Below are 12,915 nucleotides of genomic sequence, written 5' to 3'. Positions count from 1 at the left end.
GAACGTGGTGTTGTCGAAAAGCGGCTTGGTGCCGCGCGCGAGGCTGAACTGATTGAAGCGGATCACGACGTGGCCGGCTGAAGAAAACCGCTATTTTAGACTGCCCCGCGTGGCACCGGGCGCATGGCCGCGACGATTCGCGGCGGCGGGGCTTGCCAATGGGGCTCGCCTCGTGCCGCGGTGTGCCGCCGGGCGGCGGCCGCGTATCGCTGTGCGTTGCCGCGTATTGCCGCGCCGCCTCGCGCGGTTCGTCTCGTGTCATGCGCGGCGCAGCCGGCATCGGCCATCCGGCCGACTGTATTCGCGTGTCTTTTGGCATAGACTGACGGCTTTCACGGGAGAGCACATGACATCGATCTATTCGTTTTCGGCGCGCACGCTCGGCGGTGAGGAAGCGAGTCTCGCGACGTATGAGGGTAAGGTTCTGCTGATCGTCAACACCGCGAGCGAGTGCGGCTTCACGCCGCAATACGCGGGCCTGCAGAAGCTCTACGACACCTACGCGGCACGCGGGCTCGCGGTGCTCGGCTTCCCCTGCAACCAGTTCGGCAAGCAGGAGCCGGGCGATGCCGCGCAGATCGGCAGCTTCTGCGAGAAGAACTACAGCGTGACGTTCCCGATGTTCGACAAGATCGAGGTGAACGGCGCCAACGCGCATCCGCTGTTCCGCTATCTGACCGGCGAAGCGCCCGGGCTGCTTGGCCTCGAGGCGATCAAGTGGAATTTCACGAAGTTTCTGATCGGCCGCGACGGCAACGTCGTGAAGCGCTATGCGCCGCTGACCAAGCCCGAGACGATGACCGAGGATATCGAAGCGCTGCTGTGAGCGTGCCGCCGCGCGCTGAGGGTTTGATTTGCGGTTTGATTCGCGGCTCGATTGGCTACTTGATTCGCTGCTCGATTCGCGCGGCTTGAGCGTCGCTGGGCACGAGAGGGCTACAGGATCGGCGAAAAGAGTCGCGCCACGTGCATCAGCATGCGCCGCAGCGGGCCGGCCTGACGGTACTCGCTGCGATCGATTTCGCGCGACTCGGCGAAGTCGTCGAGCAGCATCGTTTCGACTTCGAGCGCGAAGCCGCGGTCCACGGTCAGCACCATGATCTCGAAGTTGAGGCGAAACGAGCGGTTGTCGAGATTGGCGCTGCCGATCGCGGCGGCCGCGCTGTCGATCAGCACGACCTTCTGATGCAGGAAGCCGGGCTGATAGCGGAAGATGCGGATGCCCGCGCGCAGCGAGTCGTACGCGTAGAGTTTCGAGGCTGCGAACACGACGAGATGATCGCGCCGGCTCGGAATCAGGATGCGCACGTCGACGCCGCGCAGTACCGCGAGCCGCAGTGCGGAGAACACCGCTTCGTCGGGCACGAGATAGGGCGTCGTGATCCAGATCCGCTCGCGCGCCGCGTTGATCGCCTCGACGAAAAAGAGCGAACAGGTTTCCTGCTTGTCGGCGGGGCCGCTCGGCATCACGAGGCAGTGCATGCCGCTCGCGGCGGAGTCGGTGTCAGGGGCCGGCTGGTTCGGGGCGTCGCTTGATACGGCGGCGGGCACGCCGGCCGGCACGTCGAAATCGGGCAGTTGCTGCGTGGCCCAATACCAGTCCTCGATAAAGACGAACTGGATGCTCGCGACCGCCGGGCCGCGCACCTCGATGTGCGTATCGCGCCACGGCGAGAGCGGCGGTTTCGCGCCGAGGTATTCGACGCCGACGTTATGACCGCCGACAAACGCTCGCTCGCCGTCCACCGACACGATCTTGCGGTGATTGCGGAAGTTCAGTTGCAGCCGGTTGACGAAGCGGCGATTCGTCGCGAACGGATGCACCTCGACGCCGGCCGCGCGCAGCGCCGCGATGTAGCGATGCGGCAGATCGAAGCTGCCGATGCTGTCGTACAGGAAATAGACGCGCACGCCTTGTTGCGCCTTCGCGATCAGCGCGTCCTTGAGCATGTCGCCGAGCGCGTCGTCGCGCACGATGAAGAATTGCACGATCACGTAGCGGCGCGCGTTTTCGATCGCCGTGAAGATCGCCTCGAAGGTCGCCGTGCCGTTGACGAGCGTGCGTACGCTGTTGCCCGGCAGAAACGGCATGCCGCCCAGACGCGTGAGCGACTGCACGAGCCGCGCGCCGAGTTGCTGCGTCGGCACGCCCGCCGACGACGACTGCGAGTCCCATATCCGCGGATGCGCGCGCGTGCGCAGCAGTTCGTTCTCGACGCGGCGCGCGTCCGCGTAGCCGGCGAACTTGCTGCGGCCGAGAAACAGGTAGGGGATGAGCGTCAGATACGGCATCGCGACCAGCGACACGGCCCACGCAATCGCGCCTTGCGAGGTGCGCGTGTGGAGAATCGCATGGCAGGCCGCGATGATGCCGAGAATATGGGCAAGGGCAACCAGCGGGCCGACGTGAAGCAGGTCGAATTGCATAAGCTCGCGAATAGTGGGCGAAGCGCTGCGTTTCAGGGCGCGGGAGTGGGTAGCGAGCCCGCTCCGTGATATGCCGCGAATAGGCCGGGCAACGCTTTCAGGCCGGCGTGCCGCGCCATGCGGCGCACCGTGGCGGCAAACCGTTGCCAGCTTGCCTGAAAACCCCGCATGAAACCAGGCTCCAAACTCGGCTTGAAACCAGGCTCGGGGCGAGGCTCCGAGCGATGCCAGGCCGACATCATGTCAGGCTCAGACCGGCAAGTCGCAGGCCTGGATCAGGAACACGTTGTCGTCGCCGGCGCTGGTCGGCAGCCATACGAGATCGAGCCCGCCGAATGCCGCCTCGACGTGCTCGCGCTCATTGCCGATCTCGACCACGAGCACGCCGTCGTCGGTCAGCCAGTGGCGTGCCTCGGCGATGATCCGGCGCACGATGTCCATGCCGTCCGCGCCGCCCGCGAGCGCCATTTCTGGCTCGTGCCTGTACTCGGCGGGCAGCGCTTGCATCGAGGTGGCGTTCACGTACGGCGGGTTGCTGATGATCACATCGTAGCGGCGCTCGGCGAGCGGCGCGTACAGATCGCCTTCGAACAGCGCGATGCGCTCGTCGAGGTGGTAGTCCGCCACATTGCGCCTCGCGACTTCGAGCGCGGGCGCGGACAGGTCGACCGCATCGACGTCGGCGTTCGGAAACGCGTGCGCGGCGAGAATCGCGAGGCAGCCGGAGCCGGTGCACAGTTCGAGCACCGCGCCGACCTGCTCGGGGTCTTCCACGTACGGTTGCAGGCCGTCCTGCAGCAGCTCGCCGATGAACGAGCGCGGCACGATCACGCGCTCGTCGACGTGGAAGCGATAGCCGTGCATCCACGCTTCCTGCGTGATGTAGGCGGCCGGCACGCGTTCGGCGGCGCGCCGCTCGATCACCTTGAGCAGCGCGTCGATTTCGGCCGTGGTCAGACGTGCATCGAGGAACGGATCGAGCAGATCGAGCGGCAGATGCAGCGTGTGCAGCACCAGATAAGCGGCTTCGTCGTAGGCATTGGCCGAGCCGTGGCCGAACGACAGTTTGGCCTCGTTAAAGCGCGATACCGCGTAACGCAGCAGGTCGCGAACGGTGGAAAACGGCAGCGTCATCGTAGGTCCCTCGTTACGCGATCAGTTGTTCGAGCACGCGGCGATACACGTTCTTCAGCGGCTCGATATGGGCGAGTTCGATATGTTCGTCGATCTTGTGGATGCTCGCGTTGAGCGGCCCGAACTCGATCACCTGCTTGCAGATGCGTGCGATGAAGCGGCCGTCCGAGGTGCCGCCGGTGGTCGAGAGCTCGGTGTCCACGCCGGTTTCGTCCTTGATCGCCTGCGCGAGCGCGTTCGACAGATCGCCGCGCGGCGTGAGGAACGGCAGGCCGCTCACGGTCCATTGCAGTTCATAGTCGAGATCGTGTTTGTCGAGAATCGCATGCACGCGTTGTTGCAGGCCTTCCACCGTGCTCGCGGTCGAGAAGCGGAAGTTGAACATCACGTCCGCATGGCCGGGAATCACGTTGGTCGCACCGGCGCCGCTGTGGACGTTCGAGACCTGCCAGGTGGTCGGCGGGAAGTATTCGTTGCCCTCGTCCCAGTGCTCGGCGACGAGTTCGGCAAGCGCGGGCGCGAGCAGGTGCACGGGGTTCTTCGCCAGATGCGGATAGGCGATATGACCTTGCACGCCCTTGACGACGAGCTTGCCCGACATCGAGCCGCGCCGGCCATTCTTGACCGTGTCGCCGAAACGCACGCTCGACGTCGGCTCGCCGACGATGCAGTAGTCCATGCGCTCGCCGCGTTCCTGCAGCGCTTCGACCACCTTGACGGTGCCGTCGGTGGCAGGGCCTTCCTCGTCGCTCGTGATGAGGAAGGCGATCGAGCCGCGGTGTGCAGGATGCGCCGCGACGAATTCCTCGCTCGCGACCACGAAGCCCGCGATCGACGCTTTCATGTCCGCCGCGCCGCGGCCGTACAGCTTGCCGTCGCGCTGGGTCGGCTCGAACGGCGCCGAGTGCCATTGTTCGAGCGGGCCGGTCGGCACGACGTCGGTGTGGCCGGCGAACGCGAGCAGCTTGCCCCCGCTGCCGTCGACGCCGCGCTTGACGGCCCACAGGTTGGTGACGCCGTTGGATTCGATCGTCTCGTGCTCGAAGCCGAGCGCGGCGAGGCGCTCGATCAGAAGACGCTGGCAATGCTGGTCGTCGGGCGTGACGGAAGCGCGGGCGATCAGTTGTTCGGTAAGGGCGAGGGTGCCGGACATGGATTCAGTGCAAACCACTTTGAAATGAAAAAATGCCGGCTGGCGGTGTTTCACCGCAGCCGGCAACAGCCTTGGAACGACGCGGCGCGCGGCCGCGCGTTCGACTACCGGGTGCCCGGTTGTGCCTGGACATGGCGCGTGAGCCTCGGGTAGCCGAGGCAAGCGCCAGCACATTCAGGCAAACAGCGCCGCGTAGTCGTCCGCCGAAAAGCCGAGCGATTTCACGCGCCCGTTGACGACGAGCACGGGCCGCTTGATGACCGACGGCTTGTGGATCATCAAGGCAATGGCGCCCGGCTGCGTTTCCGCAGCCGCCTTCATGTCGTCGGACAGGCCGCGCCACGTCGTGCCGCGGCGGTTCAGCAGCGCGTCGAGCTTGACGTCCTTCAACCAGTCCTGCACGAGCGGCTCGGTGACGCCGGCCTTCTTGAAGTCGTGAAACTCGAACTCGACGCCGTGCTCTTCGAGCCACACGCGCGCTTTCTTCACGGTGTCGCAGTTCGGAATGCCGTAGACGACGGTTTTGTTGCCGCGCGCCATCAGTCGCCTCGCAGCAACTCGTTCAGGCCGACCTTGGCGCGCGTCCTGGCATCGACCTTCTTGACGATGACCGCGCAGTACAGGCTGTGCGTGCCGTCCTTCGACGGCAGGTTGCCCGCCACCACGACCGAGCCCGCCGGAATGCGGCCGTACGTGACTTCGCCGGTTTCGCGGTCGTAAATCTTGGTCGACTGGCCGAGGTACACGCCCATCGAGATCACCGAGTTTTCCTCGACGATCACGCCTTCGACGACTTCCGAGCGCGCGCCGATAAAGCAGTTGTCTTCGATGATGACCGGGTTCGCCTGCAGCGGCTCGAGCACGCCGCCGATGCCGACGCCGCCCGACAGGTGCACGTTCTTGCCGATCTGCGCGCATGAGCCGACGGTGGCCCACGTGTCGACCATCGTGCCTTCGTCGACGTAGGCGCCGATGTTGGTGTACGACGGCATCAGCACGACGTTCTTCGCGATGAATGAGCCGCGGCGCGCGATCGCGGGCGGCACCACGCGAAAGCCGGCGGCCGCGAAGTCTTCAGCGGTGTAGTTCGCGAACTTCGAGGGCACCTTGTCGTAGAACTGCGAGTAGCCGCCGGCCGGCATCGGCGCGTTGTCTTCGAGGCGGAACGACAGCAGCACGGCCTTCTTCAGCCACTGGTTGACGACCCAGTCGCCGTCCTTCTTTTCGGCGACGCGCAGCGCGCCTTTATCGAGTTGCTCGATCGCGTGGGCGACGGCTTCGCGCACTTCAGTGGGCGCGGCTTTCGGCGACAGCTCGGCGCGGTTGTCCCAGGCGGTGTCGATGATCTGCTGAAGTTGTTGCGACATAGGCGTGATTTTCTGAAGGGTTGAAGTCTGAAGAAGGGGATGCGGCTCAGGCTGCACTCAGTGGCCGCCGAGCGACCGGCAAAATTCGACGATCCGCTGCGCGCCTTCGATGCATTCGTCGACATCGGCGACGAGCGCGAGGCGCACGAAATTGCGGCCGGGGTTCACGCCGTGCGCGGTGCGCGCAAGGAACGAGCCCGGCAGGACCGTCACATTATAGTCGGCGTAGAGGCGCCGGGCGAACTCGGTGTCCGAGAGGCCGGTGCGCTCGACGTTGGCCCACAGGTAGAACGCGGCGTCGGGCAGGCGCACGTCGAGCGCCTCGGCGAGCATCGGCGTAACCGTGGTGAACTTCTGCAGGTATTTCGCGCGGTTCTCGCGCACGTGCGTCTCGTCGTTCCAGGCGGCGACGCTCGCGCTCTGGAACACGGTCGAGAGCGCCGCGCCGTGGTACGTGCGATACAGCAGGAAGGCCTTGAGAATCTGCGCGTCGCCGGCGACGAAGCCCGAGCGCATGCCCGGCACGTTCGAGCGCTTCGACAGGCTCGACAGCATGATGAGGCGCTCGAAGCCGCGGCCGAGCTGGTGGGCCGCTTCGAGGCCGCCGAGCGGCGGTTTTGCTTCGTCGAAATAGATTTCCGAGTAGCACTCGTCCGAGGCGATCACGAAGCCGTAGCGGTCCGACAGCGCGAACAGCTCGCGCCAGTCGTCGAGCGTGAGCACGGCGCCGGTCGGATTGCCGGGCGAGCAGACGTAGAGCAGTTGCGTGCGGGCCCAGACCTCGGCGGGCACCGTCGAGTAGTCGCAGGCGAAGTTGCGCGCCGGGTCGCTGTTGACGAAGTACGGCTGCGCGCCGCCGAGCAGCGCCGCGCCTTCGTAGATTTGATAGAACGGGTTCGGACAGAGTACGATCGCAGGCTCTCCGCTGGCATCGCGGCGCGGATTCAGCACCGTCTGCGCGAGCGCGAACAGCGCCTCGCGCGAGCCCGACACCGGCAGCACTTCGGTGGCCGGATCGAGCGGCGGCAGGTGATAGCGCCGCGCGACCCATTGCGCGATCGACTCGCGCAGCGGCGCCGAGCCGAGCGTGGCCGGATAGGCGGCGAGGCCGCCGAGCGAATTCACGACGGCCTCGCGGATCAGCGCGGGCGTCGGATGTTTCGGCTCGCCGATGCCGAAGCTGATGTGCGCGAGGCCGGCCGGCGGCGTGACGTCCTTGAAAAGCGCGCGCAGCTTTTCGAACGGATAGGTCTGAAGGGAGTCGAGTAGCGGATTCACGAGCGGGTCGGGCCTGGGCGAAGATGAACGCGGACGGATGGAAAGCCGGGCACGCGCGCCGGAAGACGGGCAGCGCATGAAAAAACGTGTTTCATGCACCCGGCGAGCAGGCCGCGATGGACAGCGACGGCGAAGCGCCGATTATAGCGTGGCATGTCGGCGGCGCGGCGGCGCGGCGGCCGGCGGGCAAAGCGGGGCGCTCACGGGCGCGGACGGTTTGCGCCGCAACAGGAACGTCGCGAACCCCTTACGGTTCGCGCAACAGAACACGCAGGAACAGCCATGTACTCAGCAATCGCAGCAATGCACGCAGCCATTCACGAGGCCGCCGGACGAAACCGGCGCGCCGCCAGCCGAATCACCCGGAGCCCCGCCGTATGAGCAACTGGCTTCGCAACGGCTGGCCGACCCTCGCGATCATGCTGGGCGCGTCGGTATGGGGCATGGTCTGGTATCCGCTGCGCATGCTGGCCGCGCTCGGCGTGACCGGCAGCGCCGCGAGCGCGCTCACGAGCGGCGCCGGCTGCCTGTTCGTGTTGCTCGTGCGGCGCCGCGCGCTGAAAACGGTGCGCTGGCACTGGCTGCTGCCCGCGCTCGCACTTGCCGCGGGCATCACGAATCTCGGCTTCGTCTGGGGCGCGATCCACGGCCAGGTGATGCGCGTGCTGCTGCTGTTTTATCTGACGCCCGCGTGGACCGCGCTGTTCGCGCACTTCATCCTGCATGAGCGGCTCACGTGGCCGGGCGCGGCGCTCGCCGCGCTGTCGCTCGCCGGGGCGATGGCGATGCTGTGGTCGCCGCGGCTCGGCATTCTGCTGCCCGGCAATCCTGCCGAATGGGCGGGCCTCGCGGGCGGCATGGGCTTCGCGATGAGCAACGTGCTGATCCTGAAGACGAGCCGCGTGCGGCCGGACATGAAGCCCGAAATGCGCACCGCGACGATCTTCGGCGGCGCAGCGCTGCTCGGTGCCTGCGCCGCGCTGTTCGAGCCGATGCCGGCGCCGCCCGCCGGCGCCCATCTTGGCACCGTGGCGTTACTGGTGCTCGGGCTCGGTCTGCTGCTCGCCTCGAACAATATGCTCGTGCAATACGGGCTCGCGCGCGTGCCGGCCAATCGCGCGTCGATCATCATGCTGTTCGAGCTGGTCGTGACGGCGCTTTCGGCGTGGCTCTTCGCGGGCGAGGTGCCGGGCCCGCGCGAATGGGCCGGCGGCGCCTGCATCGTGCTGGCCTCGGTGCTTTCCAGCTGGGTGCATCGCCCGAAGACGGCGCCGCCCGATCCGGCCATCGCGGACATGAGCGCGCCCGGCTAGCGCAACGGCCATCACGATTGCGACGGCCGTGCCGGCTAGCGCGGGGGCGGTAGAAGGCGGTAAGAATCGTCCACGTGCGATGGTATGATTCCCCCTCATTAGCCGGCGCGCGCTCGAACCTGAGTACTCGAGCACATGCAGCCGGCACCCGTATCGCGAAGGCATCGCGAGGATGCACGGCCTGTTCCGCCCCGGCGGCGAACGCTCCGTGCCGCGCCGCGAGCCACCTATCACTTCTCCTTTTCAAACAGCGAAATCGCCGTGCGTCTGACCTCGATCAAACTCGCTGGCTTCAAATCCTTCGTCGATCCCACGCATTTCCAGGTTCCGGGCCAGTTAGTTGGCGTGGTCGGGCCGAACGGGTGCGGCAAATCCAACATCATCGACGCCGTGCGCTGGGTGCTCGGCGAATCGCGTGCCTCCGAGTTGCGCGGCGAGTCGATGCAGGACGTGATCTTCAACGGCTCGACTGCCCGCAAGCCCGGCAGCCGTGCGAGCGTCGAACTCGTGTTCGACAACGCGGACGGCCGCGCCGCCGGCCAGTGGGGCCAGTATGCCGAGATCGCCGTGAAGCGCGTGCTGACGCGCGACGGCACCTCGAGCTACTACATCAACAATCTGCCGGCCCGCCGCCGCGACATTCAGGACATCTTCCTCGGCACGGGCCTCGGGCCGCGCGCCTACGCGATCATCGGCCAGGGCATGATCGCGCGGCTGATCGAGGCGAAGCCCGAAGAGCTGCGCGTGTTCCTCGAAGAAGCCGCGGGCGTCTCGAAGTACAAGGAACGCCGCCGCGAGACCGAGAACCGTCTGCACGACACGCGTGAGAATCTGACGCGCGTCGAGGACATCGTCCGCGAACTCGGCTCGAACCTCGAAAAGCTCGAGGCGCAGGCGGTCGTCGCGACGCGTTATCGCGAGCTGCAAAGCGACGGCGAGGAAAAGCAGCGTCTGCTGTGGCTGCTGCGCAAGAACGAGGCGGCCGGCGAGCAGCAGCGCCAGCAGCGCGCGATCGAACAGGCACAGATCGACCTCGAGGCGCAAACCGCGAAGCTGCGCGAAGTCGAGGCGGAACTCGAAACGCTGCGCGTCGCGCACTATTCGGCGAGCGATGCGATGCAGGGCGCGCAAGGCGCGCTCTACGAAGCCAACGCCGAGGTGAGCCGGCTCGAAGCGGAGATCCGCTTCATCGTCGAATCGCGCAACCGCGTGCAGGCGCAGATCGCCGCGCTGACCGCGCAGCGCGAGCAGTGGCAGGCGCAAGCCGGCAAGGCGCAGGACGATATCGCCGACGCCGAGGAGCAACTGGACGTCGCCGAAGAAAAAGCCGTACTCGCCGAAGAGGATGCCGCCGCGAAGCACGACGCGCTGCCCGCGCTCGAAGCGCGCTGGCGCGATGCACAGGCCGAACTGAACACCGAGCGCGGCGGCATCGCGCAGACCGAGCAGGCGCTCAAGCTCGAAGCCGCGCATCAGCGCAATGCCGATCAGCAGCTGCAGCAGTTGCAGCAGCGCCATGAGCGGCTCAAATCGGAAGCGGGCGGTCTCGACGCGCCCGACGAGGCGCAGCTCGAAGAGTTGCGCATGCAGCTCGCCGAGCACGAGGAAATTCTGCACGACGCGCAAGGCCGTCTTGCCGAGGCGCAGGAAACGCTGCCGCGTCTGGACGCCGAGCGCCGCGCCGCGCAGGAGCGTGTGCAGGCCGAAAGCGCGCAGATTCATCAGCTCGACGCGCGTCTCGCGGCGCTCAGGCAGTTGCAGGAAAACGTGCAGACCGAGGGCAAGATCCAGCCGTGGCTCGACAAGCACGAACTGGGCGGCCTGCCGCGTCTGTGGAAGAAGCTGCACGTCGAAGCGGGTTGGGAAGCCGCGCTCGAAGCGGTGCTGCGCGAGCGTCTGGCCGCGCTCGAAGTGTCGAATCTCGACTGGGTCAAGGCGTTCGCCACCGACGCACCGCCCGCCAAGCTCGCTTTCTACGCGCCGCCGGCGGCCAGCCATGCGGCCGCCGCGCCGGCCGCGCTGCGGCCGTTGCTGGCGCTCGTGCGGATCGACGATGCGGGCATCCGCGCGGTGCTCAACGACTGGCTCGGCCTCACGTTCGTCGCCGACGACCTGCAACAGGCGCTTGCGATGCGCTCGCAACTGCCGGAAGGCGGCGCGTTCGTCGTCAAGGCGGGGCATGTGGTTACGCGCGTCGGCGTGCAGTTGTATGCGGCCGATTCCGAACAGGCCGGCATGCTCGCGCGTCAGCAGGAAATCGAAAACCTCGGCCGCCAGGTGCGCGCGCAGGCCCTGCTCGCCGACGAGGCAAAGGCCGCCGCGATCCGCGCCGAAGCCGCGCATACGCAGGCCGCGCAGGCGCTGAGCGACGCGCGCCAGCAGGCCGAGCGCGCGACGCAGCGTGTCCACGCGTTGCAGATGGACGTGCTCAAGCTCACCCAGGCGCACGAGCGCTACACGCAGCGCAGCACGCAGATTCGCGAGGAACTCGAAGAGATCGCCGCGCAGATCGACGAGCAGCGCGCGCTGCGCGCGGAATCGGAAGCGAATTTCGAGCGTCACGACGGCGAACTCGCCGAGTTGCAGGCGCGCTTCGAGGATCATCAGCTGGCGTTCGAAGCACTCGACGAAACGCTCACGAGCGCGCGCGGCGACGTGCGTGATCTCGACCGCGCCGCCACCGACGCGCGCTTTGCCGCGCGCAACATGGCGAACCGCATCGACGAACTGAAGCGCAGCATCCAGGTCGCGCACGAGCAGAGCGAGCGCGTCGCGGGCTCGCTCGAAGACGCGCGCGCCGAACTCGAAACGATCAACGAGCAGACCGCGCATACCGGCCTGCAGGATGCGCTCGACATCCGCACCGCGAAGGAAGAGGCGCTGCGCGCCGCGCGCATCGAACTCGACGACCTCACCTCGAAGCTGCGCGCGGCCGACGAAACGCGCCTGAGCACCGAGCGTGCGCTGCAGCCGCTGCGCGACCGCATCAACGAATTGCAACTGAAGGAGCAGGCTGCGCGGATCAACGGCGAGCAGTTCGTCGAGCAACTGGTCGCGGCCGGCGTCGACGAAGCCGAGTTGCAGACGAGGCTCACGCCGGACATGAAGCCGTCGTACCTGCAGGGCGAAGTCACGCGCATCAACAACGCGATCGTCGCGCTCGGGCCCGTCAACATGGCCGCGCTCGACGAACTGAAGGCCGCGACCGAGCGCAAGAGCTTCCTCGATGCGCAATCGGCCGACCTGACGAGCGCGATCGAAACGCTCGAAGACGCGATCCGCAAGATCGACGCCGAAACGCGCACGCTCCTGCAAAGCACCTTCGACGAAGTGAACCGTCATTTCGGCGAACTGTTCCCGCGTCTGTTCGGCGGCGGCCAGGCCAAGCTCATCATGACCGGCGACGAAATTCTCGATGCCGGCGTGCAGGTGATGGCGCAGCCGCCGGGCAAGAAGAATTCGACGATTCACCTGCTGTCGGGTGGCGAGAAAGCGCTGACCGCGACCGCGCTCGTGTTCGCGATGTTCCAGCTGAATCCGGCGCCGTTCTGTCTGCTCGACGAAGTGGACGCACCGCTCGACGACGCCAACACCGAGCGTTTCGCGAACCTCGTGCGCGCGATGTCGGACAAGACCCAGTTCCTGTTCATTTCGCACAACAAGATCGCGATGGAAATGGCGCAGCAACTGATCGGCGTGACGATGCAGGAGCAGGGCGTGTCGCGGATCGTCGCGGTCGACATGGAAACGGCGGCCGGTTTCGCCCAGAATATCGTTTAAGTTAAAGCCTGCGCGGGCGTCCGCGTTCAGCGCAGCGGCTTGCAGTGCAAGCCGCGCGGAACGGGCAGCGGACGCAGGGCCGCGCGGATAGAAGAATTGCTGATGGAGCATGCATGGACGAGTTGACACTCGGTTTGATCGGCGCGGGTGCCGTGGTGGTCGGGGGCGTGGTCGTATACAACGCGTGGCAGGGCGCGAAGGTGCGCCGCAAGATGCCGCGGCCCATGCCGGCCGAGACCGCCGAGAGTCTCGCGCGGGACGAGCATGAGGAGCAGAGCCCGTTCATCGAGCCGGCGCGCCCGGCCACGCGGCGCGAACCGACTGTGAATACGGAGGCGGCGGCCGATCCGGCTGCCGCGCGCGTCGAGCCGACGTTCGGCGTGAGCGCCGCGCCGCTCGATACGCCGGCCGATATCCAGGCCGAGACGACCTCGCCGAACGGTTATCCGGCCGCCGAGGGCGA

Annotated in this window: 9 protein-coding genes and 1 pseudogene; 4 read left to right on the top strand and 6 right to left on the bottom strand. The window is 66.7% G+C overall.

Annotation, left to right across the window (positions count from 1 at the left end; genetic code table 11):
- The first annotated feature begins 346 nt into the window (after positions 1–346).
- Positions 347–826, top strand: coding sequence for a glutathione peroxidase (locus GXB81_RS28615; RefSeq protein ID WP_167045191.1), 480 nt, complete (start codon positions 347–349; stop codon positions 824–826).
- A 110-nt stretch (positions 827–936) separates the two neighbouring features.
- On the opposite strand, the gene cls is transcribed toward GXB81_RS28615, so the two are convergent.
- The 6 genes from cls to dapC form a co-directional block, all read right to left on the bottom strand.
- The gene (cls, locus tag GXB81_RS28610) at positions 937–2,427 is read right to left on the bottom strand and encodes a cardiolipin synthase (RefSeq protein WP_167045194.1); all 1,491 of its coding nucleotides are present in this window, start codon (positions 2,425–2,427) and stop codon (positions 937–939) included.
- Between the two features lie 249 nt (positions 2,428–2,676).
- Positions 2,677–3,561 carry a 50S ribosomal protein L3 N(5)-glutamine methyltransferase gene (gene prmB, locus GXB81_RS28605; RefSeq protein ID WP_167045197.1) on the bottom strand — a complete coding sequence of 295 codons (885 nt, stop codon included), beginning with the start codon at positions 3,559–3,561 and terminating at the stop codon, positions 2,677–2,679.
- A gap of 13 nt (positions 3,562–3,574) precedes the next feature.
- Positions 3,575–4,714 (bottom strand): succinyl-diaminopimelate desuccinylase, encoded by a 1,140-nt coding sequence (dapE, locus tag GXB81_RS28600; RefSeq protein WP_205990969.1) that lies wholly within the window; start codon positions 4,712–4,714, stop codon positions 3,575–3,577.
- A 174-nt stretch (positions 4,715–4,888) separates the two neighbouring features.
- A complete protein-coding gene (locus GXB81_RS28595) occupies positions 4,889–5,254 on the bottom strand; it encodes an ArsC family reductase (protein WP_167282601.1) in 366 nt (121 codons plus the stop codon).
- A complete protein-coding gene (dapD, locus tag GXB81_RS28590; RefSeq protein ID WP_167045225.1) occupies positions 5,254–6,081 on the bottom strand; it encodes a 2,3,4,5-tetrahydropyridine-2,6-dicarboxylate N-succinyltransferase in 828 nt (275 codons plus the stop codon). Before dapD ends, GXB81_RS28595 begins: the two co-directional genes overlap by 1 nt.
- 57 nt (positions 6,082–6,138) lie before the next feature.
- The gene (dapC, locus tag GXB81_RS28585) at positions 6,139–7,359 is read right to left on the bottom strand and encodes a succinyldiaminopimelate transaminase (RefSeq protein WP_205990963.1); all 1,221 of its coding nucleotides are present in this window, start codon (positions 7,357–7,359) and stop codon (positions 6,139–6,141) included.
- A 377-nt stretch (positions 7,360–7,736) separates the two neighbouring features.
- Between dapC and GXB81_RS28580 the strand changes: the two genes are divergently transcribed.
- The 3 genes and pseudogenes from GXB81_RS28580 to GXB81_RS28570 all read left to right on the top strand — a co-directional run.
- Positions 7,737–8,672, top strand: a complete 936-nt coding sequence (locus GXB81_RS28580) for a DMT family transporter (RefSeq protein WP_205990961.1) — start codon at positions 7,737–7,739, stop codon at positions 8,670–8,672.
- 261 nt (positions 8,673–8,933) lie between these two features.
- Positions 8,934–12,452 (top strand): chromosome segregation protein SMC, encoded by a 3,519-nt coding sequence (gene smc, locus GXB81_RS28575; RefSeq protein WP_205990959.1) that lies wholly within the window; start codon positions 8,934–8,936, stop codon positions 12,450–12,452.
- 113 nt (positions 12,453–12,565) lie between these two features.
- Positions 12,566–12,915, top strand: a pseudogene (locus GXB81_RS28570) (cell division protein FtsZ); the annotation flags it as partial.

The sequence above is a fragment of the Paraburkholderia sp. Ac-20336 genome (assembly GCF_017105025.1).
Lineage (GTDB): Bacteria > Pseudomonadota > Gammaproteobacteria > Burkholderiales > Burkholderiaceae > Paraburkholderia.
This window is presented reverse-complemented; position numbering and strand designations above follow the sequence as displayed.